Annotated in this window: 21 protein-coding genes and 2 pseudogenes; 18 read left to right on the top strand and 5 right to left on the bottom strand. The window is 71.5% G+C overall.

Annotated features, from left to right (window positions below; all coding sequences use genetic code 11):
* From ABZE72_RS07240 to ABZE72_RS07205, 8 genes and pseudogenes are all read left to right on the top strand, one after another.
* Nucleotides 1–476: pseudogene (locus ABZE72_RS07240) on the top strand (hypothetical protein); the annotation flags it as partial.
* A complete protein-coding gene (locus ABZE72_RS07235) occupies nucleotides 473–1,009 on the top strand; it encodes a hypothetical protein (protein ID WP_372728338.1) in 537 nt (178 codons plus the stop codon). The pseudogene ABZE72_RS07240 and the gene ABZE72_RS07235, both read left to right, overlap by 4 nt.
* A gap of 5 nt (nucleotides 1,010–1,014) precedes the next feature.
* Nucleotides 1,015–1,710 carry a hypothetical protein gene (locus tag ABZE72_RS07230; RefSeq protein WP_372728337.1) on the top strand — a complete coding sequence of 232 codons (696 nt, stop codon included), beginning with the start codon at nucleotides 1,015–1,017 and terminating at the stop codon, nucleotides 1,708–1,710.
* A 123-nt stretch (nucleotides 1,711–1,833) separates the two neighbouring features.
* Entirely contained in the window at nucleotides 1,834–2,808 is a 975-nt protein-coding gene (locus tag ABZE72_RS07225) for an NAD(P)/FAD-dependent oxidoreductase (protein WP_372728336.1), read from the top strand.
* Entirely contained in the window at nucleotides 2,808–3,272 is a 465-nt protein-coding gene (locus ABZE72_RS07220) for a pyridoxamine 5'-phosphate oxidase family protein (protein ID WP_372728335.1), read from the top strand. The genes ABZE72_RS07225 and ABZE72_RS07220 overlap by 1 nt, the downstream gene beginning before the upstream one ends.
* Nucleotides 3,273–3,309: 37 nt before the next feature.
* A complete protein-coding gene (locus ABZE72_RS07215; protein WP_372728334.1) occupies nucleotides 3,310–3,501 on the top strand; it encodes a ferredoxin in 192 nt (63 codons plus the stop codon).
* A 7-nt stretch (nucleotides 3,502–3,508) separates the two neighbouring features.
* Complete coding sequence (locus ABZE72_RS07210; RefSeq protein WP_372728333.1) at nucleotides 3,509–4,411, top strand: 3-oxoacyl-ACP reductase; 903 nt, start codon at nucleotides 3,509–3,511, stop codon at nucleotides 4,409–4,411.
* 65 nt (nucleotides 4,412–4,476) lie between these two features.
* Nucleotides 4,477–5,232 (top strand): SDR family NAD(P)-dependent oxidoreductase, encoded by a 756-nt coding sequence (locus tag ABZE72_RS07205; protein WP_372728332.1) that lies wholly within the window; start codon nucleotides 4,477–4,479, stop codon nucleotides 5,230–5,232.
* A gap of 38 nt (nucleotides 5,233–5,270) precedes the next feature.
* Here the strand turns inward: ABZE72_RS07205 and kstR are convergent, their stop codons facing one another.
* Nucleotides 5,271–5,870 (bottom strand): cholesterol catabolism transcriptional regulator KstR, encoded by a 600-nt coding sequence (kstR, locus tag ABZE72_RS07200; protein WP_372728331.1) that lies wholly within the window; start codon nucleotides 5,868–5,870, stop codon nucleotides 5,271–5,273.
* Between the two features lie 194 nt (nucleotides 5,871–6,064).
* Between kstR and ABZE72_RS07195 the strand changes: the two genes are divergently transcribed.
* From ABZE72_RS07195 to ABZE72_RS07185, 3 genes are read left to right on the top strand one after another with little or no spacing between them, the layout of a single operon-like run.
* A complete protein-coding gene (locus ABZE72_RS07195; RefSeq protein ID WP_372728330.1) occupies nucleotides 6,065–7,324 on the top strand; it encodes a glycosyltransferase family 4 protein in 1,260 nt (419 codons plus the stop codon).
* Nucleotides 7,311–8,045 carry a class I SAM-dependent methyltransferase gene (locus ABZE72_RS07190; RefSeq protein ID WP_372728329.1) on the top strand — a complete coding sequence of 245 codons (735 nt, stop codon included), beginning with the start codon at nucleotides 7,311–7,313 and terminating at the stop codon, nucleotides 8,043–8,045. The genes ABZE72_RS07195 and ABZE72_RS07190 overlap by 14 nt, the downstream gene beginning before the upstream one ends.
* Entirely contained in the window at nucleotides 8,035–9,159 is a 1,125-nt protein-coding gene (locus ABZE72_RS07185; protein WP_372728328.1) for a prenyltransferase, read from the top strand. The genes ABZE72_RS07190 and ABZE72_RS07185 overlap by 11 nt, the downstream gene beginning before the upstream one ends.
* Here the strand turns inward: ABZE72_RS07185 and ABZE72_RS07180 are convergent.
* On the bottom strand, nucleotides 9,118–9,798 hold the full coding sequence (locus ABZE72_RS07180) for a class I SAM-dependent methyltransferase (protein ID WP_372728327.1): 681 nt from the start codon (nucleotides 9,796–9,798) through the stop codon (nucleotides 9,118–9,120). The genes ABZE72_RS07185 and ABZE72_RS07180 overlap by 42 nt on opposite strands.
* 74 nt (nucleotides 9,799–9,872) lie before the next feature.
* On the opposite strand from ABZE72_RS07180, the gene ABZE72_RS07175 reads away from it, so the two are divergent.
* Both ABZE72_RS07175 and hrpB read left to right on the top strand, forming a co-directional pair.
* Complete coding sequence (locus ABZE72_RS07175) at nucleotides 9,873–11,993, top strand: acyl-CoA dehydrogenase (RefSeq protein ID WP_372728326.1); 2,121 nt, start codon at nucleotides 9,873–9,875, stop codon at nucleotides 11,991–11,993.
* A gap of 30 nt (nucleotides 11,994–12,023) precedes the next feature.
* Nucleotides 12,024–14,540, top strand: coding sequence for an ATP-dependent helicase HrpB (gene hrpB / locus ABZE72_RS07170; RefSeq protein WP_372728325.1), 2,517 nt, complete (start codon nucleotides 12,024–12,026; stop codon nucleotides 14,538–14,540).
* A gap of 13 nt (nucleotides 14,541–14,553) precedes the next feature.
* Here the strand turns inward: hrpB and ABZE72_RS07165 are convergent, their stop codons facing one another.
* Nucleotides 14,554–15,840: an alpha/beta hydrolase fold domain-containing protein gene (locus ABZE72_RS07165; protein WP_372728324.1), complete on the bottom strand. Its 1,287-nt coding sequence runs from the start codon at nucleotides 15,838–15,840 to the stop codon at nucleotides 14,554–14,556.
* A gap of 62 nt (nucleotides 15,841–15,902) precedes the next feature.
* Between ABZE72_RS07165 and ABZE72_RS07160 the strand changes: the two genes are divergently transcribed.
* Nucleotides 15,903–17,291, top strand: a complete 1,389-nt coding sequence (locus ABZE72_RS07160) for a wax ester/triacylglycerol synthase family O-acyltransferase (RefSeq protein WP_372728323.1) — start codon at nucleotides 15,903–15,905, stop codon at nucleotides 17,289–17,291.
* Here the strand turns inward: ABZE72_RS07160 and ABZE72_RS07155 are convergent.
* The gene (locus ABZE72_RS07155; RefSeq protein WP_372728322.1) at nucleotides 17,272–18,186 is read right to left on the bottom strand and encodes an alpha/beta fold hydrolase; all 915 of its coding nucleotides are present in this window, start codon (nucleotides 18,184–18,186) and stop codon (nucleotides 17,272–17,274) included. The genes ABZE72_RS07160 and ABZE72_RS07155 overlap by 20 nt on opposite strands.
* A gap of 93 nt (nucleotides 18,187–18,279) precedes the next feature.
* Between ABZE72_RS07155 and ABZE72_RS07150 the strand changes: the two genes are divergently transcribed.
* Genes ABZE72_RS07150 through ABZE72_RS07135 form a run of 4 tightly spaced genes read left to right on the top strand, consistent with a single transcriptional unit; the run spans nucleotide 18,280 to nucleotide 23,097 of the window.
* Nucleotides 18,280–20,490, top strand: coding sequence for an acyl-CoA dehydrogenase (locus ABZE72_RS07150; RefSeq protein WP_372728321.1), 2,211 nt, complete (start codon nucleotides 18,280–18,282; stop codon nucleotides 20,488–20,490).
* Nucleotides 20,487–21,473, top strand: coding sequence for a bifunctional MaoC family dehydratase N-terminal/OB-fold nucleic acid binding domain-containing protein (locus ABZE72_RS07145; protein WP_372728320.1), 987 nt, complete (start codon nucleotides 20,487–20,489; stop codon nucleotides 21,471–21,473). The genes ABZE72_RS07150 and ABZE72_RS07145 overlap by 4 nt, the downstream gene beginning before the upstream one ends.
* Complete coding sequence (locus ABZE72_RS07140) at nucleotides 21,470–21,931, top strand: MaoC/PaaZ C-terminal domain-containing protein (protein WP_372728319.1); 462 nt, start codon at nucleotides 21,470–21,472, stop codon at nucleotides 21,929–21,931. Before ABZE72_RS07145 ends, ABZE72_RS07140 begins: the two co-directional genes overlap by 4 nt.
* Complete coding sequence (locus ABZE72_RS07135; RefSeq protein ID WP_372728318.1) at nucleotides 21,928–23,097, top strand: lipid-transfer protein; 1,170 nt, start codon at nucleotides 21,928–21,930, stop codon at nucleotides 23,095–23,097. The genes ABZE72_RS07140 and ABZE72_RS07135 overlap by 4 nt, the downstream gene beginning before the upstream one ends.
* Nucleotides 23,098–23,147: 50 nt before the next feature.
* On the opposite strand, the pseudogene ABZE72_RS07130 reads toward ABZE72_RS07135, so the two are convergent.
* Nucleotides 23,148–23,362 (bottom strand): annotated as a pseudogene (locus ABZE72_RS07130) (dienelactone hydrolase); the annotation flags it as partial.

The raw sequence follows: 23,362 nt of genomic DNA, 5'->3' as shown, positions 1-23,362 counted from the left end.
TCCTGTTGGGCAACGCGGTCAGCGTCAACCAGGTCGTGGTCAGCAGTCTGGCCGGCGTCGAGCAGCTGCTGGTGACGCTGCCGCGCACCATCTCGAGCGGTTTCACCGGGACGCCACCGGACGGGTACGGACACGTCAACCTGCAGTTCGACTCCACGCCCCCGTGCACCGAGGGCTACAAGCCGAAGAGCCAGTGGCGTCGTGGTGACCAGCTCAAGGACGCGCCCATCTACCCGGCCGAGTGCACCAGCGGACCGCCGTACAACATGCGCGGCACGAAGTATGCGCCGGGCAACGAGCGCAACCCGTCGCCCGGTCGTGTCTACCGGGGCAGCCACGACCCCGTCACCGGGTTCTCCGATGGGGCGGTGGACGCCCAGGGCGACCCCGTACGCTTCCGGGATCAGGGCAACCTGTCCATCCTGGGAGGGGACGCGTGGAAATGGCTGCTGGTCGGTCCGGTGGTGACCCGGTGACGGGGTCCGACACGGGTGAGCCGTTCCGCGAGAGGTCGGGCACGGTCAACGTCGTCCTCTACGTCCTCGCCCTCGTCCTGGCGTGCGCCGCGGTGTTCGGAGGCGTGCTGGCCTACCAGGAGCACGGCGAGCGGGAGCGCGCAGCCGCCGAACAGGAGCGGTACGGCGACGTCCTCGCCGCAGCGACCGCCGAGGCGGAGGCCTTCATCAACATCCGTTACGACGACGCGAAGGCCAGCATCGACCGGGTGGCCGCCGGCGCGACCGGAGCCTTCCGCAAGCAGTACGACTCCTCCACCGAGGGGGTCCTCGAGGTGCTGCGCGAGAACCGCTCGGTGATGGACGGCTCGGTGGTCTGGGCCGGCGTCGTCACCCTGGACGACGACAGTGCGACCGTGATCGCCGCGACGCAGGGCACGGTGGCGAACGTGCAGACCGGGAACAAGCCGATCGCTCGCAACTTCCGACTCCAGCTCGATCTCGTCCTGCGCGACGGGGTTTGGCTGACCAACGACCTCCAGTTCGTGGGCTGATCGCGATGAGCAACGACACCGGGAACCCCCGTCCCCCGCGCCGTCGGGTGATCAGCTCGGCGGCGCCCACCGCCCGCCCGCGCCGGATCGCCGGAAGTCGCGAGGAGGAGGCGCCGCGGAGTTCCGGGACCGCCCCCGACCCGGCACCACCGGCGGACGACCAGGAGTCGCTGGGCCCGCGCCCCTCCGCCGGCTTCGCCGGGACCCGGACCACGCTCGCCCTGGTGGTGGCGCTGGTCCTGCTGGTCCTCACCCTGGCCGGTGAGGCCTGGTACGTCTGGGGGAGGGAGGAGCCGGCCACCTCGTCCTCGCGCCCCGTGGTGGCGGGCACGATCTCGCACCGCGCCGGGGTGGAGGCGGCCTCGCGCGCCGCCGAACAGATCCTGTCGCGCTCGTTCGAGGAGTACGACGCGCAGGTGGAGGATGCCACCGAGCTGATGACCGACGCGTTCGCCGCGGAGTACCGACAGACCGTCGCCGACATCCGGGCGGACTTCGTGAAGGCGAGGACCGAGCTGGTGATGGACGTGGTGGCCGCCGGTGTCGTCCGCGCGTCGAGCGAGCAGGTCCAGGCGTTGCTCTTCCTCAACCAGTACGTCACGAAGAAAGGGCAGGAGACGTCGGTCACGCCGTACCGCGCCCTGGTCACGGTGGTCCGCGCCGACGGCGGTTGGTTGGTCCAGGACATCGAGACCCGGTAGCGGCGCGGCCGGACGGCCGGGTTTCTGGACATCGGTGGTGGCGGCGACTAGTTTCTGCCAAACTAGAACACGTTCCACTGTCAGTCGTGGACTTCGCCCGCGCCGAGGAGAAGGATCGCCGTCGTGCCCATCGACCTGCTGATCATCGGCGCCGGCCCGACCGGCCTCTACGCCGCCTACTACGCCGGCTTCCGCGGACTCCGTGTCGCGATCGTCGACTCGCTGCCCGAGCTGGGCGGACAGATCACCGCGATGTACCCCGAGAAGCAGATCCTCGACGTCGCCGGGTTCCCCACCGTCAAGGGGCGTGAGCTCGTCGCCGGGCTCGTCGCCCAGGCGGCCACCGCGAAGCCCGACTACCACCTCGACCGCACCGCCACCACCTTGCGGCACGAGGACGACGTGGTCGTCGTCGGGCTCGACGACGGGACCGAGATCACCACCCGGACGGTGCTGATCACCGCTGGGATCGGGAAGTTCAGCCCACGCCCACTGCCGGCCGGGGACGGCTGGCTCGGCCGGGGGCTGGAGTTCTTCGTGCCCAGCTTCGCGCCGTACGCCGGCAAGGACGTGGTCATCGTCGGCGGCGGGGACAGCGCGTTCGACTGGGCGCTGCACCTCGAACCGGTGGCGAAGTCGGTCACGCTCGTGCACCGTCGCGACACCTTCCGCGCCCACCAGCGCACGGTGCAGACCGTGCAGGAGTCCGCCACCGAGATCATCACCAGGGCCGAGGTCACCGCGCTGCACGGCGGTAGCGGACCCGACGGCCACCTCGAGTCGGTGGAGATCACCGTGGGCGGGGAGGCCTCCACCCGGCCCGCCCAGGCCGTGGTCGCCGCGCTCGGCTTCGTGGCCGACCTCGGGCCCCTGCAGCAGTGGGGGATCGACGTCCTCAAGCGGCACGTCGTCGTGGACTCGGCGATGCGCACCAGCCTGCCGCGGGTCTTCGCCGCCGGCGACATCACCGAGTACCCCGGCAAGGTCCGCCTGATCGCCGTCGGCTTCGGAGAGGCCGCGACCGCGGTGAACAACGCCGCGGTCGTGATCGACCCCTCGGCCCACGTCTTCCCGGGCCACTCGAGCGAAGGAACCTGATGTCCGGTCGCGACGCCGTGAAGATGAGCGAGGCCGAGATCCGGGGCTTCCTCGACGACAACCTCAAGGTGCAGGTCGCCAGCATCGGCAAGGACGGCGCCCCGCACCTGTCCACGCTCTTCTACGTGATGCACGAGGAGAAGATCGCGTTCTGGACCTACGGGCGGAGCCAGAAGATCCGCAACCTCGAGCGCGACGACCGACTCAGTGCACTGGTCGAGGACGGCACCGACTACTTCGAGCTGCGGGGCGTCTCGATCAGCGGTCGCGCCGAGCTGGTGCGCGACCCTGACCGGATCTTCGCGATCGGCTCCGCGGTGGCCGTCCGGATGGTCGGGGCGACCTCGCTCGACGACCTGGGCGACCTCGGCCGTGACATGGTCGAGAAGCAGGCCACGAAGCGGATCGCGGTCGTGGTCCATCCCGACCACGTCGCCACCTGGGACCACCGCAAGATGGTCTGAGCAGCACCCGAACCGCACACCCACCGAGGAGGCAGCAATGAAGATCAAGGTCGACTTCGACCTGTGTGAGTCGAACGCGCTCTGCGAGGCCATGGCGCCCGAGGTGTTCGAGCTGGACGACGACGACTTCCTCCAGCTGAAGACCGAGCACACCACCGACGAGAACATCGACAACGTCAAGCGCGCCGTGGCTGCCTGCCCGCGGGCCGCCATCTCCCTGGAGGACTGATCACCGCATGACCGACGAACTCTCCCTGGACGGACGCGTCGCCGTCGTGACCGGTGCCGGTGCCGGCCTCGGTCGGGCCGAGGCCCTCGCCCTGGCCGACGCCGGCGCCCGCGTCGTGCTCAACGACCTGCCCGGTGCCGCCGACGAGGCCGCCGAGGAGATCCGTTCGCGTGGGGGCACGGTCACCGTCGTGGCCGGTGACGTGGGGGAGCGCTCCACCGCGGACGCGATGACCGCGGCCGCCCTGGACGAGTTCGGCTCGCTCGACATCATCGTGAACAACGCCGGGATCACCCGCGACCGGATGCTGTTCAACCTCAGTGACGACGAGTGGGACCAGGTGATCCGGGTCCACCTGCGCGGCCACTTCCTGCTCTCGCGCAACGCCGCGGCCCACTGGAAGGCGCTGGCCAAGCAGACCGAGGCACCGGTCTACGGCCGCGTCGTCAACACCGCCTCCGAGGCCTTCCTCGGCGGCTCGCCCGGTCAGGCCAACTACGCGGCCGCCAAGGCCGGCATCGCCGCCCTGACGCTCTCCACGGCCCGGGGTCTGGGCCGGATCGGGGTTCGCGCCAACGCGATCTGTCCGCGGGCGCGCACCGCGATGACCGCCCAGGTCTTCGGTGAGGACGAGTCCGGTCAGGAGGTCGATCCCTACTCGCCCGACCACGTCGCCCCGCTGGTCGCCTACCTGGCCTCACCCGCCGCCGACGCCATCACCGGCCAGGTCTTCGTCGTGTACGGCGGGATGGTCGCCCTGCTGGCCGCCCCGGTCGTCGAGCAGCGGTTCGACGCCTCCGGCGCCACCTGGGACCTCGGCGACCTCGACAAGCAGCTCGGTGGCTTCTTCGAGGGCCGTGACCCTTCGGTCGGCTTCGCGGCCGACTCGGTCATGCAGCTCACGGTCTGACTCCTGCACCACCAGGGACTCCGGCTCCCCGCTCCTCACACGTCTCCTCTCGAAAGGCACACACCATGGGTCGTCTCGACGACAAGGTCGCGATCGTCACCGGCGGCGCGCAGGGTCAGGGCGCGGCGATCTGCCGTGCCTTCATCGCCGAGGGCGCCCGTGTCGTCATCGCCGACATCGCCAAGGAGGAGGGGCAGGCGCTGGCCGACGAGTTGGGCGAGTCCGCCCACTTCGCCTCCCACGACGTGTCCGACGAGTCGTCCTGGATCGCGCTGGTGCAGGACACCGTGGAGCGGTTCGGCCCGGTGAACGTGCTGGCGAACAATGCCGGGATCCTGCGCTTCGGCGAGATCGAGAAGATGGGCGCCGAGGAGTTCGAGCAGGTCTTCCGGATCAACCAGCTGGGCTGCTTCCTGGGCATGAAGTCGGTCTCGCCGGTGATGCGGAAGAACGGCGGCGGCTCGATCATCAATGCCTCCTCCGTCGAGGGGCTCGGTGGCATGGCCAGCCTGGCGGCGTACGCCGGCACGAAGTTCGCGATCCGTGGGATGACCAAGGTGGCGGCGATGGAGCTCGGACCGCACGGCATCCGGGCCAACTCGGTGCACCCGGGGATGATCGACACGCCGATGACCCGCGTCCACGGCGGCGACCTGGCGATGGAGTTCGGGGCCTCGAAGGTTCCGCTGCGTCGAGTCGGGCAGCCCGAGGACATCGCTCCGCTCTACGTCTACCTCGCCAGCGACGAGAGCTCCTACGTGAACGGCGCCGAGATCGCGATCGACGGCGGCGTCACCGCGACCCACGCCTTCGGCGGCTGAGCTCGCGGCGGGCCGCCGCAGGGGATCAGCGCAGGGGATCAGCGCAGCAGGAGCCGGACCGCGACCTCGATCTGCTCGCTGACCTCTTCGGCGCTGCTGCGCCCGGTCACCCAGCCGACGAGCGCGGAGAGCCACACGTCGCCCAGGACGCGGGCGATGGCGACGTCGTCGGAGGTCAGGTCGGTCCGGCCGGGGTGCATCGCCCGGGTGAGCATCGAGGTGAGCAGCATGCCGACGGTGTGGATCTCGTTCTGCACCGACGCGTCGGCGAACATGAAGGCCCGGGTGAGCGCCTCGGTCAGGTGCGGGTCGCCCTGCATGCCGCGGGTGGTCTTCTTCAGCACGTAGATCACCCGGTCCGCCGGGTCGTCGCCGGGGAGCGGCTTGTCCCGCAGGGCCGCCTCGACCCGCTCGAACTCGCGGCCGAGGGCCGAGACCAGCAGGTGGATCTTGGACGGGAAGTACCGGTAGAGCGTGCCCAGCGCCACGTCCGCCTGCTCGGCGACCGCGCGCATCTGCACGGCGTCGAAGCCGCCCTGGGTGGCTAGCGAGATGGTGGCGTCGAGGATGCGCTTGCGGCGTTCGCGTTGAGCTGCTGAGCCGAGATCCTCGGCCGTCAACGAGTTGACGGTGCTCACGATTCCTCCATGGGGGGCGGTGGTGTGATTCGAGCGACACCTGTCGCCCGATCTGCTCACTCAGGGGAGTGAGGCGGAACTGCCGCACTAGGCTAGCAACCTGTGAGACATAATAGGAACACGTTTCACTTCGTCGGGCCCGGCGTGTCAGAGCATCCGGTCCACGTCCGGATGCCAACAGAGAGGCTGCGGCGATGCGCATTGCACTGCTGTCCTACCGAAGCAAGCCCCATTGCGGGGGCCAGGGCATCTACATCCGCCACCTCAGCCGCGAGCTGAGCAACCTGGGCCATACCGTCGAGGTCTTCTCCGGGCAGCCCTACCCCGAGCTCGACCCGGGCGTGCAGCTCACCAAGGTGCCCAGCCTGGACCTCTACCGCGAGCCGGACCCGTTCCGGGTGCCGAAGCTCCGCGAGTTCCGCGACCTCGTGGACGTCGAGGAGTTCCTCACCATGTGCACGGCCGGCTTCCCCGAGCCGAAGACCTTCAGCACCCGGGTGGCCAGGCTGCTGCGCGAGCGACGCGACGAGTTCGACATCGTGCACGACAACCAGGTGCTCGGCTACGGCATGCTCGACATCGAGAAGATGGGGCTGCCGCTGATCACCACGCTGCACCACCCGATCAGCTTCGACCGTCGCATCGACCTCGAGGCGGCCACCACCTGGCGCAAGAAGATCTCCACGCGCCGCTGGTACGGCTTCCTGCGGATGCAGCAGAAGGTCGCCCGACGCGCCCGGAAGGTGCTCACGCCCTCGGAGTCCTCGGCCCGCGACATCGCCCGCGACTTCGGCGTCGACCCGGCCCGGATGCAGGTCATCCTGCTGGGCGTGGACGACGCCTTCGTGCCGCCGACCACCCCGCGCGTGCCCGGACGGATCATCGCGATGGCCAGCGCCGACGCGCCGATGAAGGGCATCGCCACGCTGCTCGAGGCCTTCGCGAAGCTGCGCACCGAGCGGGACCTCGAGCTGATGCTGGTCACCAAGCCGAAGCCCGGGGGTCGCACCGAGCAGCTCATCGACGAGCTCGCGATCGGCGACTCGGTCCGGTTCGTGCACGGGGTGACCGACCTGGAGCTGGTCGACCTGATGGGCTCGGCCGAGCTGGCCTGCGTGCCCTCGCTCTACGAGGGCTTCTCGCTGCCGACCGCCGAGCTGATGGCCTGCGCGACGCCGCTGGTGGTCTCGCGGGCAGGTGCGATCCCCGAGGTCGTCGGCCCCGACGGGCTCTGCGCCGACCTGGTCACCCCCGGCGACGTCGCCGAGCTGACCCACGCGATCGCTGCCCTGCTCGACGATCCCGAGCGCCGCGCCGAAATGGGCCGCGCCGGGCGTCAGCGGGTGGAGGAGATGTTCAGCTGGCGCGCCGTTGCCGAGGCCGTCGCCGCGGCCTACGAGGACGTCATCGCCGACTACGAGAAGGACAAGGAACAGACCAGTGCTGACCGTTGATTTCGACCTGCTCGGGCTCCGTCCGGGCGACCGCGTCCTGGACATGGGCTGCGGAGCCGGCCGCCACGCCTTCGAGATGTACCGCCGCGGCGGGGACGTCATCGCCTTCGACCAGGACGCCGACGAGCTCTCCGGGGTCCGCGAGCTCTTCGTGGCCATGAAGGAGGCCGGTGAGGTGCCGGCCGGCGCCGAGGCCGACGTCAAGGAGGGCGACGCCCTCGCCCTCCCGTTCGGCGACGGCGAGTTCGACCGGATCGTGGCCGCCGAGGTTCTCGAGCACATCCCGGCCGACATCCAGGCGATCGACGAGCTCGTCCGGGTGCTGCGTCCGGGCGGGACGATCGCCGTCTCCGTCCCGCGCTGGTTCCCCGAGATCATCAACTGGAAGCTCTCCGACGACTACCACAACACCCCCGGCGGTCACATCCGGATCTACTCCGACAAGGAGCTGATCGGCAAGCTCACCAACGCCGGACTGGAGTTCCAGGACAAGGGCTACGCCCACGGCCTGCACTCGCCGTACTGGTGGATCAAGTGCGCCGTCGGTGTCCGCAACGACGACCACCCGCTCGCCAAGGCGTACCACAAGCTCCTGGTCTGGGAGATCATGAAGCAGCCGAAGACCCTCCGGGTGGCCGGCAAGGTGCTCGACCCGCTGATCGGCAAGAGCATGGTGCTGTACTTCCGCAAGCCCGAGCAGTCCGGAACCGATGCAGCCTGAGGTCGCGCCCTGGGTCCCCGGCATCGCCGGGCTGCTGAGCATCCCCGAGGTGGCGCAGACCGCTGCCTCGATCGCGGCGATGCAGGAGCCCAGCGGCGCCGTGCCCTGGACCACCGGTGAGCACACCGACGTCTGGAACCACGTCGAGGCCGCGATGGCGCTGCTGGTCGGGGGAGAGGTGGAGGCCTCGGACCGCGCCTTCGCCTGGTGCCTGGCCACCCAGCGCGAGGACGGCTCCTGGCCGATGAAGATCGTCGACGGCGTCGTCGAGGACCACAGCGGCGAGACCAACATGTCGGCGTACCTCGCCGTCGGGGTCTGGCACAACTGGCTGGTGCGGCGCGACTTCGACTTCGTCCGCAAGCACTGGCCCGCGGTACGACGCGCGCTGGACTGGGTGGTGTCGATGCAGCTGCCCTTCGGTGGGATCGCCTGGTCCCAGGAGTGGGCCGACGGCCGCCCGGCGAAGGTCAACGAGGAGGCACTGCTCGCGGGCTCCTCCAGCATCTACCAGGCGCTGCGGGCCGGCGTTGCCCTCTCGGAGCTGATGGACGAGGCGCAGCCCGGTTGGGAGCTCGCCGGCGGCCGGCTCGGGCACGCCCTGCGCGAGCACCGCGACCTCTTCCTGGACAAGTCGAGCTTCTCGATGGACTGGTACTACCCGGTCCTGGGTGGCGCGGTCCGCGGCGAGGAGGCCGTGGCGATGCTGAAGTCCCGCTGGGACGAGTTCGTCGAGCCGGGTCTGGGCATCCGCTGCGTGCTGGAGAACCCCTGGGTGACCGGCGCCGAGACCTGCGAGCTGGTGATGGCGCTCGATGCGATCGGCGAGCGCGACCGGGCGCTGGAGCTGTTCTCCGACATGCAGCACCTGCGCGGCGAGGGTGGCGCGTACTGGACCGGCTGGGTCTTCCCGGACCAGGTCAACTGGCCGCACGAGCACACGACGTACACGGCAGCCGCGGTGATCCTGGCGGTCGACGCCCTGGCCCAGGGCACGGGCGGCTCGGACATCATGCGCGGCGCTACCCTGGTCGCGGACTTCGAGGAGATCGCTCTCGAGTGCGGCTGTGCCTCAGCCGACCGGAGTTCCGGCCTCCCCGTGCACTCGGCGTAGCACCCGCATCGATCCCAGCTCCCCGGCCTCGACGAAGGCGCCGCTCGCCAGCGCTCGCTGGAAGACGTGGTACGGCGCCTGGCCCCCGTCCGCGGGGTCCCGGAACACGTCGTGGATCACCAGGCTCGCGCCATTGGCGAGCCAGTGCGCCCAGCCGGAGTAGTCGTTCTGCGCGTGCTCCTCGGCATGCCCGCCGTCGATGAAGAGCATCGACAGGGGAGTGCGCCACAGGCGGGCCACGGTGGTCGAACGACCGATCACGGCGATCACGTGGTCCTCGAGCCCGGCGCGGGCGATCGTGCGGCGGAAGAACGGCAGGGTGTCCATCAGCCCGAACTCCGGGTCGACCAGCTCGGCGTCGTGGTGCTCCCAGCCCGCCTGGTTCTCCTCCGAGCCGCGGTGGTGGTCGACGGTGTAGACGACGCCCTCGGGGTTGCCCACCTCGCGAGCCGCGGCACCCAGGTAGATCGCGGACTTGCCGCAGTAGGTGCCGACCTCCAGGACCGGGCCGTGGGCGAGCCGTTCGCGGGCGACGCGGTGCAGCAGCAGGCCCTCGTCCTCCGGCATGAACCCCCGGGCGGCGAGGGCGTGCTCGAGCAGGTCGGCGGGCATTTCGGGCATGGTGGGGTCTTGGGGCACGGGCGTCACCCTAACGGCGATGTGGTGTGCGTAGAATTGGAACACGTTCTAGTTCCTTCGTGGGAGGACCCCGCATGTCGATCGGCATCTCCGACGAGCACGTCGAGCTCGCCTCCAGCCTGCGCAGGTGGGCGGCCGCCCAGGCCGGCGTGGACGCCGTGCGGGCATCCGAGTCGGACCCGGACGCCACCTTCGCGGAGGTCTCGCGCGCCGCGGCCGAGATGGGCGTGCCCACCATCGGGCTCGCCGAGGAGCGCGGCGGCGGTGGCGGCACGGTCCTCGATGTCGCGGTCGTCCTCGAGGCGTGTGCGCACGCGCTGCTGCCCGGGCCCGTGCTGGGGACGTCGGTCGTGGCCGCGCTCGGCGACCGTGCGCCGTACCTCGCCGAACTGGTGACGGCCGGCGCCGGGATCGGGCTCGCCACGACGCCCACCCTGGCCGGGGGCTGGTCGCTGACCGGGACGGCCGAGGTGGTCTGGGACGCGCCCGGCGCCTCCCACCTGCTGCTGGGCACCACCGACGACGAGTGGTACGTCGTGCCCGCGGAGCGGGGCACGTCGGTGACCCGGGTCGGGCTGGACCTGAGCCGGCGGTTCGCGTCCGTCACCCTGGACGTGCCGATCGCCGAGGCCGTCCACCTGCCCGAGCTCAGCGCGGCGCTGGTCCGACGCACCGTCGTCACCCTGGCCGCTGCCGAGGCCTCCGGCGTCGCCCGCTGGTGTCTGGAGACCGCGGTCGAGTACGCCCAGGTGCGCGAGCAGTTCGGTCGCAGGATCGGGAGCTTCCAGGCGATCAAGCACCTGTGCGCCGAGATGCTGGAGACCGCGGAGGCGGTCACCGCTGCCGCCTGGGACGTCGCCCAGGTCGCCTTCGAGGACGACGAGCAGTGGGCGTTCGCGGCCGACGTCGCCCAGGCGATCGTCTTCGACGGGGCCGTCGACGTGGCGAAGTCCTGCATCCAGGTCCTCGGCGGGATCGGCTTCACCTTCGAGCACGACGCCCACCTCTACCTGCGCCGGGCCGTCACGCTGCGGGCGCTGGTCGGGGACGCCGACGACGCTGCGGAGCGGCTCACCCAGCAGGCCGTCACCGGCGTCCGGCGCCGGCCGGAACTCGATCTCGATGGGCGCGACCGGGCCGTCCGTGAGCAGATCCGGGCCCGGGTGGCCCAGGTCGCGGCGCTGCCCGAGGAGGACCGCCGCGCCGAACTGGTCGAGGCCGGCTTCCTCGCCCCGCACTGGCCGGAGCCCTACGGACTGGGTGCGGACGCGGTTACCCAGATCGTGATCGACCAGGAGCTCGCGGCCGCCGGAGTCGAACGACCCGACCTGGTGATCGCCGGCTGGGCGGTCCCGACGATCCTCGCCCACGGCACCGACGAGCAGCGGGAGTCGTTCGTGAAGCCCTCGCTGCTCGGCGAGCTCGTCTGGTGCCAGCTCTTCTCCGAGCCCGGGGCGGGCTCGGACCTGGCCTCGCTGCGCACCCGCGCCGTCAAGGTCGACGGCGGCTGGCGGCTGACCGGCCAGAAGGTGTGGACCTCCCTGGCCGACCGGGCCGACTGGGGGATCTGCCTGGCGCGGACCGACCCGGACGTCCCCCAGCACCGGGGCATCAGCTACTTCCTGGTCGACATGCGCAGCGAGGGGATCGACGTCCGGCCGTTGCGTGAGATCACCGGCGAGGCCCTGTTCAACGAGGTCTTCCTCGACGACGTGTTCGTGCCCGAGGACCGGCTGGTGGGTGCCCCCGGGGACGGCTGGAAGCTGGCCCGGACCACCCTGGCCAACGAGCGGGTGGCGATGGCCACCAGTCGGCTCGGCACCAGCACCGAGCGGGCGGTGGAGCTGGCCGGCGCGACCCACGGGCTGGGTGCCACCCAGCGGGCCCGGGTGGGCCACTCGGTCGCGCTGGCCACGGTCTGCTCGATGCTGGGCGTGCGCTCGACCCTGCGCTCGCTGGCGGGCCAGGGGCCGGGTGCCGAGTCCTCGGTCGCCAAGCTGCTCGGCGTACGGAACCGGCAGGAGGGCTCCGAGCTCGTCGTCGAACTGCTGGGGGACCGGATCGCGCTGACGCCCGGCGACGTACGTCGTGACGTCTGGGAGATGCTGAACACCCGGTGCCTCTCGATCGCCGGCGGCACCACCCAGATCCTGCGCAACGTCGCCGCGGAGCGGATCCTGGGGCTGCCCCGCTGATCCGGCGCGGGCGAGGGCAGACTGCCTCCCGTGCCCGGTGACCCGATCCAGCGACTCCTCGCGCACCCCCCTGCGCTCCCGGTCGTCGCGGGCCTCGCCGAGCTGAGCGACCTCCTGGCGCGGCACGGCACGGCCGTCGTCCAGGCCCCGCCCGGCACCGGCAAGACGACGATGGTCCCGCCGGCGCTCGCCGCACTGTCCGGCGGTCGGGTCGTGGTCACCCAACCCCGGCGGCTGGCCGTCCGGGCCGCCGCCCGGCGGCTGGCCCACCTGCTGGGCGAGCCGGTCGGCGCCACCGTGGGGTACGCCGTCCGCGGGGAACGCGTGGGCGGTGCGGCCACCCGGGTCGAGTTCGTGACCACCGGCGTGCTGCTGCGCCGACTCCAGCGTGACCCGGGGCTGGCCGGGGTCGCCGGCGTCGTGCTCGACGAGGTGCACGAACGCCAGCTCGACGTGGACCTCACCCTCGCACTGCTCGTCGACGTGCGCACGCACCTGCGCGAGGACCTCTTCGTGGTCGCGATGTCGGCGACCGTCCAGGCCGAGCGGACCGCGGAGGTGCTGGGCTCGGCCGCCCCCGCCCCGGTGGTGGACGTGCCGGCAGCGCTGCACCCCGTCGCCCGGGTCTGGTGCCCGCTGCCCGCCGGTGTCCGCCGTGCCGACGACCGCGGCCTCACCCCGGCCTTCCTGGACCACGTGGCCGCGTGCACCCGGCGCGCCCTGGCCGAGCGGGAGGGCGACGTGCTGGTCTTCGTGCCGGGCGCCGCCGAGGTCGGCGGGGTGGTACGACGCCTGGCCGGCCACCCGTCGGTCGACGTGCTGCCCCTGCACGGCCGGCTCGCGCCCGCCGACCAGGACCGCGCGCTGGACGAGGGGCTTCGACGCCGGGTCGTGGTCTCCACCGCGGTCGCGGAGTCGTCGCTGACCGTGCCCGGTGTCCGGGTGGTGGTCGACGCCGGTCTCTCCCGGGAGCCCCGGGCCGACCACCGCCGCGGCCTGGCAGGGCTCGTCACGGTGTCGGTCAGCCGGGCCGGCGCCGAGCAGCGCGCGGGCCGGGCCGGGAGGCAGGGGCCGGGGGCGGTCTACCGGTGCTGGTCCGAGTCCGAGCACGCCCACCTCGCGGCGCACCCCGAACCCGAGGTCGCGACGGCGGACCTGACGGCGTTCGCTCTCGAGCTGGCGACCTGGGGGAGCCCGGACGGTGCCGGCCTGCGGCTGCTGGACCCGCCGCCGGTCGCGGCCATGGCCGTGGCCCGCAGCACCCTGCTGGGGCTGGGGGCGATCACGAACGACGGTCGGGTGACGGCACGGGGACGCGAGATCGCCGCCGTCTCCGCGGACCCGCGCCTGGCTCGAGGGCTGCTCGACGGCGCCGAGTCGGTGGGAGCTCGCCGGGCTGCCGAGATCGTGGCGATGCTCGCCGAGGAGGTTCGGGGGTCGGGAGCCGACCTGGTGGCGACGTTGCGTCGACTGCGCAGGGGCGGGCCCGACGCGGCTCGCTGGCAGAAGCTCAGCCGGCAGTTCCGGGAGGCCGTGCGCCACGTGGCGGACCGCCCCGAGGGTGATCGGCTGACCGACGACGTGGCGGTCGGGCTCGTGGTGGCGCTGGCCCACCCGACCCGGGTGGCCAGGCTGCGGCCGGGCACCTCGTCGTACCTGATGGCCTCGGGCACCGGCGCGGTCCTGGCCCGCGGGGACACCTCCCTGGCTGGCGTCGAGTGGCTGGCGATCGCGGAGGCGGACCGGCAGCCCGGACAGCGTGACGCGACCGTCCGTTCGGCGGCCCCGTTGACCGAGGACCTCGCCCTGGAGGCCGCCCAGGCGCTCTGGGCCGAGGAGGACGAGGTGGGCTGGGCCGAGGGCCGCGTGCTGGCTCGGCGGGTGACGCGACTCGGCGCCATCGAGCTCTCCTCGGCCCGGCTGGCCGACCCGCCGGTCGCGCTGGTGGCCGGTGCCCTGCGCGAGGGCCTGCGGATCGAGGGTCTCGACCTGCTGCCGTGGACCGACGCCGCTCGTTCGCTCCGAGCGCGGCTGGCGTTCCTGCACCGCGTCCTGGACGAACCCTGGCCGGACGTCTCGGACGAGGCGCTGACCGACGTGGACGCCTGGCTCGGACCCGACCTGGCCCGGGTCAGGGGCACCCGCGACCTGGCGCGGATCGACGTACTGGCCGGCCTGCGTCGGCTGCTGCCGTGGCCCGAGGCCGGCCGCCTGGACGAGCTGGCTCCGGAGCGGGTGAGCGTGCCCAGCGGCTCGCAGGTGGCGATCGACTACACCGCCGAGCAGCCGGTGCTCGCCGTTCGGATCCAGGAGGTCTTCGGGTGGTCGGCCGCCCCACGGCTGGCCGACGGTCGGGTGCCGGTGCTGGTGCACCTGCTCTCCCCGGCCCGACGCCCGGCTGCCGTCACCGCCGATCTCGCGTCGTTCTGGACCACCGGCTACCCGCAGGTCCGCGCCGAGTTGCGGGGCCGGTACCCGAAGCACGCCTGGCCCGACGACCCGACCACCGCGCCGCCGGTGCGCGGCGTCCGGAGGCCCAGGACCTGACGGCGGGCTCGGGTCAGGCGGTCTCGGCGGTCTCGGCCGTCTCGGCGGCAGCCTGCTCGACGCCGGAGCGTGCCGCGAACCAGGTCGCCCGGTGCCAGTGCAGGTAGCGGTCGATGGCGCGCACGATGTGGGCGCTGCGGATGGAGGGGAAGACGTCGAAGGCGTGCTGGGCGCCGGGCAGTTCGGCGTACACCACGGAGCGCTGGGAGGCCTTGCGGAGCTCGGCCACGAAGAGTCGGGCCTGCTCGACCGGCACGAGCGAGTCCTGGGCGCCGTGCAGGACGAAGAAGTCCGGTGCCTCGGGTGAGACGCGCAGCAGGGGCGACGCGGCCTCGAACTCCTCGGGCGACTCGGTCCAGGACTTCTGCAGGACCCGCGGGCCGAGGAACGTGTCGCGCATCAGCTCCGCCGTGCGGAGCCCGGTCGATCCCGCGAAGTCGTAGACGCCGTAGTGCGGCACCGCCACCTGCACGCTGGTGTCGACGTGCTCGAAGCCCGGCTGGTACGCGGGGTCGTTGGCGCTCACCGCAGCGAGGGCGGCCAGGTGCCCGCCGGCGGAACCGCCGGTGATCGCGATGTACGACGGGTCGCCGCCGTAGGACTCGATGTTCTCGCGGATCCAGGCGATCGCACGCTTGACGTCGATGACGTGGGCCGGGAACGCGTGCCGGGGGGAGAGCCGGTAGTTGATCGCCACGCAGACCCAGCCCTTGGCGGCCAGGTGCTGCATCAGGGGGATGCCCTGCTCCTCCTTCTTGCCGATGGTCCAGCCGCCGCCGTGCACCTGCAGGAGCACCGGAGCGCCGGAGAGGTCGCCGTGGGCGGGGCGGTAGATGTCGAGCATCCCGCGCCTGCCGTGCTCGGGCGCGTAGGCGATGTCCCGCTCCACCCGGACGGCCTCGTTGCGCATCCGGAACGGGTTGACCAGCGACCGCCACGGGATCGCGTGGTCCCCAGGACCGGGCTCGCGGTCGAGCTGCTCGACGTAGTCGACCCCGATCGAGTCGACGAGCGCCTGCTCGGCGGTCTCGCGCACCCGCCGGGCCTGGTCGACCAGGTAGGCCAGACCCACCGTGCTCGCCCCTGCCAGCGCCAGGCCGGCGACACTGCGCCGCCGGCCCCGGGAGCGGGCGACGTGCACGGCCGTGTCGGTCACCGTGGCGGCCAGCAGGTGAGGCGCCAGCTCGGTGGTGAGCCAGGCCGGGAAGAAGACCGGGAAGGAGATCCGGAAGCCGGGCAGGGGACGGATCGCGTTGGCGGTCAGGGCGGCGGTCAGGATCTGTCTGCGGAGGAAGGACACCCGCCGGATTCTAGTTGACTGAGGGTAGAACGCGTTCCACTTGTGTCCCCTATCATGTCCGGATGGACCGCCTCTCCGGACTCGACGCCAGCTTCCTCTACCTGGAGACGCCGGCCCAGCTGATGCACGTCTGCGGCCTGATCGTGCTCGACCCGGGGACGATGCCGAACGGGTACTCCTTCAACGCGATGAAGGCCGAGATCGACCGGCGCGTGCGCGACGTACCGGCCTTCTCGCGCAAGCTGCGCAAGGTGCCGCTGGGCCTGGACCACCCGATCTGGGTGCGGGACACCCACTTCGACATCGACCGCCACGTGCACCGCCTGGCCCTGCCCCAGCCCGGCGGCTACGAGGAGCTGACCGAGCTGACCGGACACCTCGCCGGCCTCCCGCTCGACCGCTCGCGGCCGCTGTGGGAGATGTGGGTGATCGAGGGTTACGAGGACGACAAGGTCGTGGTCTTCTCCAAGATGCACCACGCGACCGTCGACGGCGTCTCCGGCTCCAACCTGATCTCGCACCTGTGCAGCCTCGAGCCGGACGCCGAGCCGATCGCCCCCGAGCCGGCCGGCGGTTTCGGGCGCGACCCCCGGCAGACCGAACTGCTGGCCCGCGCGGTGGTCAGCAACGTCACCCTCCCGCTGACCGCGGTCAAGCTGCTGGTGCCCTCGGTCGACCTGATCACCAAGACGGTGGGCCGCGCGCGTCAGGGCACCGCGATGGCGGCCCCGTTCTCCGCGCCGCGGACCTCCTTCAACGGCACCATCACCGGTCACCGCTCGATCGCCTTCGCCGACATGAGCCTGGACGACATCCGGCACATCAAGAAGGTCACCGGGACCACGGTCAACGACGTGGTGCTCTCGGTCGCGGGCGGAGCGCTGAGGGCCTACCTCGACGAGCGCGGCGAGTTGCCCAGCAACTCCCTGCTGGCCACCGTGCCGGTCTCCGTGCGGGAGCACAGCAAGCGCTCGGCTGGCGCGAACAAGGTCTCGGCGCTGTTCGCGAAGCTCGGGACCGATGTCGAGGACCCGCTGGAGCGCCTCGAGGAGATGGCGGAGAACAACCGCAACGCCAAGGAGCACCACGGCGCGATCAGTGCGGACTCGCTGCAGGACTGGGCGGAGTTCGCGGCCCCGCGGACCTTCGGGCTGGCCGTGCGGGCGTACGCCGGGCTGCGGCTGGCCGAGAAGCACCCGGTGGTGCACAACCTGGTGATCTCGAACGTGCCCGGGCCGCCGTTCCCGATGTTCTTCATGGGGGCGGAGATCCTCGCGCTCTACCCGCTGGGCCCGGTCTTCCACGGCGCCGGGCTCAACGTCACGGTGATGTCGAACAACGGCCACGTGCACGTCGGGCTGATCGCTTGCAAGGAGTCGATGCCTGACGTCGACCTGCTGGTGCAGCGCTTCCCCGAGGAGCTCGCGAAGCTCAAGGCTGCGGTCGGCTGACGTCCCGCAACCGCGCGTTGACCGTGGCGGCGGCCTCGAGGAGCGCGGGCACGAACACCTCGGACTGGAGCACGCAGGCGGCGTGCCCGGCGTCGATGTCGTGGACGGTGGCGCCGGGGATCCGCCGGGCGATGCGCAGCTGGTTCTTCGGGTCGAGGACCTTGTCCTTCAGCGTCACCACCACGGCCGTGGGCACGTCGATCGTGCTCAACCACGGGCGTGAGTGGTGCCGGCCCAGGGCGGCCACGGCCTGGCCCACCGCCCACGGGCTGGTGCTGCGGAGCTCGGCCAGCGACCAGTCGTGGATGTCGGCTCCGAAGACGTCGAGTGCCTCGGCGGCCGCACGGCTCGCCCGGATCGCCGTGCGGGACCGGGAGACGCCACGCGCGCCGTGCATGGCGATCTCGAGGCCCTGGTGGAAGATCCGCTCCGCGGGCGACGACCGGAACCGGTCGGTGGTGGCGCACAGCACCAACCCGGCCGTGATCTCGGGGTGCTGGCGCCAGACCCGCTGCGCGATGACGGAGCCCATCGAGTAGCCGGCCACGATCACCTTGTCGAGGCCGAGGACCTCGACCAGGGCGGCGACGTCGTCGGCGCAGTCGTGGAGCGAGAACTCCTCGGACTGGATGCCCCGGCCGTGCCAGCGTTGGTCGAGCGTGATCACCCGGAACTTCGCGGAGAGCGGCCTGATCGAGGGGTACCAGGTCAGCAGGCCGGTGCAGCCCACGGCGTGCAGCAGCACGATGGTGGGGGAGTCGGGCCGGGGGCCCGGGGTGTCGGTGACGAACGTCGAGCCGCGACCGGGGAGTTCGACCATCCGACCCGCGGGGATCCGGGCGAAGGGCATGTAGACCCGACGTCGGAGGAGGGCGCGGGGGGAGATCAGGGCCATACGGCGCTCCTCACTGTCGATGTCCGTGCCCCTCTAGAGTAGAACAGGTTACAGTTTGCTCGACACACACCCCGCAGTGGCAGGAGAGATCGCGTGGATTCGGACGGCTACGTCGCCTCTGACTCGGAGGCCGCCTCGGCGGTGCGCTCCGTGGTCGCCGACGCCCTGGAACGGCTGAGCGACGACCTGGACGCCGACTGGGCGGCGCTGGCCAGCGCCGGGCTGCTCGGCCTCGCCGTGCCGGAGGCCCACGGCGGTGAAGGTCTCGGCCTCGCCGAGGTGTCGATCCTGCTGCACGAGACCGGGGCCCGGGTGGCGCCGTTGCCGGTGTGGGAGACGCTCTGCTGCGGGGTGCTCACCCTGGCCGGCCACGCGAACGACGAGCAGCAGGCACGCCTGCTGCCCGCTGTCGCCAGCGGCGCGAGCATCCTGACCCCGGCCCTGCGCGAGGTCGGCGCGGGCATCCCGGTGCTGCCGACGACCACCGCCACCGACAGCACCGTCACCGGCCGGAAGATCGCGGTCTCCTACGCCGACCGCGCCACGCTGCTCCTGGTCCCGGCCACCCGCGGCGCGGAGGTCGTCGTGGCGCTGGTGGACCCGAACGGCCCCGGCGTCACCCTGCTGCCCTCGGGCTCCTCGCGCGGGCAGGCCACCCACACCGTGGTCCTCGACGAGGCCCCGGCCGAGTTCCTCGCCGGTGACGCGGCCGGTGACGCGGCCCGCACCCTGCGCGAGCTCGCGATCGCCGGCCTCTGCCTGCAGGCCGCGGGCGTGCTCGCCGGCGCGCGCGACCTGACCGCGGCGTACATCAAGGGGCGCGAGCAGTTCGGTCGGGTGCTTGCCCAGTTCCAGGCCGTGGCGGTCCAGGCAGCCGACGTCTACATCGCCTCGCGCACCGTCGCCCTGGCCGCCCAGAACGCAGCCTGGCGGATCAGCGCCGGCCTCGACGTGGCCGACGACCTCGCCGTGGCGGCGTACTGGACGGCCACCGAGGGGCCGGCCGCCCTGCGCACCTGTCACCACCTGCACGGCGGGATGGGGGTCGACGTGACCTACCCGCTGCACCGGTACTTCTCGTGGATCACCGACATCTCGCACGCGCTCCACCTCGACGCGGGCGAGGTCCCGGTGGAGTCGGCCGCCGCGAAGAACCTGGAGCTGAGCGCCGACCAGCGGGCCCTCAAGGACCGGCTGCGCGACTACTTCACCGGCCTCGTGACGCACGACGACCACGTCGAGATGGGCGTCGACCGGCACGGTGAGAAGTACCAGAACATGGTGCGCCGTCTCGGCCAGGACGGCTGGATGGGGATCGGCTGGCCGCAGGAGTACGGCGGTCACGGGCTGGGCGAGATCGAGCAGACGATCTTCGCCAACGAGGCCCAGCGTGCCGACGTGCACCTTCCCGCGGTCACCCTGCAGACCGTCGGCCCCACCCTGATCAAGTACGGCACTGCGCTGCAGAAGGACCTGTTCCTGAAGCGGATCCTGGCCGGCGACGTGCACTTCGCGATCGGCTACAGCGAGCCCGACGCCGGCACCGACCTGGCCTCGCTGCGCACGACCGCCCGGCGCGAGGGCGACCACTACGTCGTCAACGGGCAGAAGCTCTGGACCACCGGCGGCCACCAGGCCGACTACCTGTGGCTGGCGGTCCGCACCGACCCGGACGCGCCCAAGCACAAGGGCATCTCGATCCTCATCGTGGACACCTCGGACCCCGGCTACTCATGGACGCCGATCATCACCGCGGACGGCTCCCACCACGTCAACGCGACGTACTTCAACGACGTCCGGGTGCCCGTCGAGATGCTGGTCGGTGAGGAGAACGAGGGGTGGCGGCTGATCACCACCCAGCTCAACCACGAACGCGTCATGCTCGGCCCCGCCGGCCGGCTCGAGGGTCTGCGCGACCGGGTTGCGGCCTGGGCCGAGGGTGCCGGCGTGCTGGACCGGCCCGACGTCGTCCGGACCCTGGGCGAGGTCACGGCCGCTTTCCGGGTCAACGAGCTGCTCAACTGGGAGGTTGCGCGGGCCGCGGCCGTGGGGGAGATCTCGGTCGGCGACGCGTCGTCGTCGAAGGTGTTCGCCTCCGAGCAGGTGCAGCACCTGGCGGCCCGGCTGGCCGGCATCGTGCACAGCTACGGCGACCCGGCGGACCGAGCGACCGGCGACCTGATGTCCTACCTCGACGCCCAGGCGAAGCGGAACCTCGTGCTGACCTTCGGGGGCGGTGTCAACGAGGTGCAGCGCGAGCTCATCTCGATGTTCGGTCTCGGCCTGCCGAAGGTGCCCCGATGAGCGGCGCGGCGGCCGGCACGGCGGACGCCGTGCACGAGCACATCATGGCCGAGGCTGAGCGGATCAAGGCTCTCGGGCCGACCGCGGAGCGGCACGCCCGCGACGAGGTGAACCAGCCGATCATCAACAACTGGCTGGAGGCGATGGGCAACACCAACCCGCGCTTCCAGCAGGGCGAGGCGCCGCCGTCGATGGCGCAGGTCTGGACGATGTTCGGCCAGGGCGGTCGCCCCGGTGTCCACGACCCGCTGCACGCGATGATGCAGGTGCTGACCGAGGCCGGCTTCACCGCCGTACTCGGCACGAACTGCGAGCAGAGCTACGAGCGCTACCTGAAGGTCGGCGAGCGGGTGCGGGTGCTGACCCAGCTGGAGTCCGTGGTCGGTCCGAAGCAGACCGGGATGGGCGAGGGGTACTTCGTGACCTCCCGCAACACCTGGTACGTCGGTGAGGAGCTGGTCGCAACCATGCTCTTCCGGGTGCTGAAGTTCAAGCCGCGGGCCAAGCCCGAGGCTGAGCCCGAGGCTGAGCCCGAGCCGGCGTCATCGGCTCAGGAGCCGACGGAGCAGTTCGTGCTGCGTCCGATGAAGAACCGCGACACCGAGTTCTTCTGGGAGGGAACCTCGGCCGGCGAACTGCGGATCCAGACCTGCGGGGCCTGCGGGTCGCTGCGCTTCCCGCCCGGCCCCACCTGCCCCGACTGCGGCGCGTTCGACCGGGGCCACCTGGTCGCGTCGGGTCGCGGCACCGTCTTCTCGTACGTCGTGCACCGGCACCCGCCGGTACCGGGGCGGGAGCTGCCGATCCTGATCGGGTTGATCGAGCTCGAGGAGGGCGTCCGGATGGTCGGCGAGCTCGTCGGGCTCTCCGCCGAGGAGGTCCGGATCGGCCAACCGGTCACCGTGGACTACCGACGCATCGACGACGACCTGACCCTGCCGATCTGGCGGGCGGCCGGCGTGAACGACGAGGAGCAGCGATGAAGGCCGGCGACCGGATCCCCGAGTGGCAGCTGCCGATCACCCCCACCCTCGTGGTGAGCACGGCGATCGCGACGCGCGACTTCCAGGACGTCCACCACGACCGCGACCTCGCACAGTCGCACGGTTCGAAGGACATCTTCGTCAACATCCTGACCTCGACCGGCCTGGTCGAGAAGTACGTGACGGACTGGGCCGGGCACGACGTGGACGTGCTGGGCATCGCGATCCGGCTGGGTGCTCCGGCGTACCCCTACGACACGCTGCGCTTCACCGGCGAGGTGTCGTCGGTGGAGGACGGGGTCGCCACGGTGGCGGTCACCGCCGCGGTCTCGTTGGGGGACCACATCACCGGGACGGTCCGGTTGGCCGTGGGTACGTCGGGTGGCGCGGGTGCGGCGGGTGGCGCGGCAGACGCGGCGGGTGTGGCGGCCGCGGCGGGTGTGGGGGAGCCGTCGTGAGCGGGCTCTCCGGTAAGGCCGCGATCGTCGGGATCGGTGCCACCGAGTTCTCCAAGGAGTCCGGCCGCTCGGAGCTGCAGCTGTCGGTCGAGGCCGTGCAGGCCGCGCTGGCCGACTGCGGACTGACCGCTGCGGACGTGGACGGACTGACGACGTTCACGATGGACACCTCCTCGGAGATCGCGGTCGCACGCGAGCTCGGGATCGCGGAGCTGCGCTTCTTCAGCCGGATCAACTACGGCGGCGGAGCGGCGTGTGCGACCGTCCAGCAGGCCGCGATGGCCGTCGCCACGGGTGTCGCGGACGTCGTGGTCTGCTACCGCGGCTTCAACGAGCGCTCGGGCAGCCGGTTCGGGCAGTTCAGCGTGGCTGCCGCGACCCAGGTGAACACCAACGGCCTCGACAACGCCTGGTCGTACCCGATGGGGCTGGGCACTCCGGCCGCGACAGTGGCGATGCAGGCACGCCGGTACATGCACGAGTACGGCGCCACCTCGGAGGACTTCGGCCGTGTGGCGGTGGCGGATCGTCGGCACGCTGCCACGAACCCGAAGGCGTTCTTCCACGGCAAGCCGATCACGCTGGCCGACCACCAGGCGTCGCGGATGATCGCGGAGCCGCTGCACCTGCTGGACTGCTGCCAGGAGAGCGACGGGGCGGTGGCGCTGGTGGTGGTCTCGGCCGAGCGGGCGCGAGATCTGCCCCAGCGTCCGGCGTACATCGCGGCGGCGGCGCAGGGGAGTGGCCGCGACCAGTTCGTGATGACGTCGTACTACCGCGACGACATCGGCGTGCCGGAGATGGGCGTGGTCGGTCGTGAGCTCTGGCGGCAGTCGGGCCTGCGGCCGGAGGACATCCCGACGGCTGTGCTGTACGACCACTTCACGCCGTACGTGCTGATGCAGCTGGAGGAGCTGGGCTTCTGTGGTCGCGGCGAGGCGCCCGGGTTCATCGCCGATGGGGCGATCGAAATCGGTGGCCGGCTGCCGCTGAACACGCATGGAGGTCAGCTCGGTGAGGCGTACATCCACGGCATGAACGGGATCGCCGAAGGCGTCCGCCAGATGCGGGGGACGTCGGTGAACCAGGTGGACGGCGCGGAACGGGTGCTGGTGACGGCCGGCACCGGGGTGCCGACGAGTGGGTTGATTCTCAGCGCCGGGTGAGGTCGGGGGTCTGTGTGCATTTCACTGGTTAACCTGTGAAATGCACACCCTCAACCGCGCAGCTTCTCGTCGAAGAACGCCAGCACGCGGTCCACGCCCTCCTGCTGGCGCTGCTCGGTGAGCACGGAGTGGCCCTTGCCGCCGAAGTCGACCCGGATGAATGCCCCACCCAGCTCCCGGTCGAGGGTGTCGAAGCGGCTGCCGGTCATCGGGTCGCTCCTGAACTGCAGTCCGAGCACCTGACAGCCGGCGGCCGCGCGCTGCT

It is taken from the genome of Nocardioides sp. (assembly GCF_041600255.1).
Classification (GTDB): domain Bacteria; phylum Actinomycetota; class Actinomycetes; order Propionibacteriales; family Nocardioidaceae; genus Nocardioides.
Note: the sequence above shows the minus strand (reverse complement) of the source record. Positions and strands in the feature narration are given on the sequence as shown.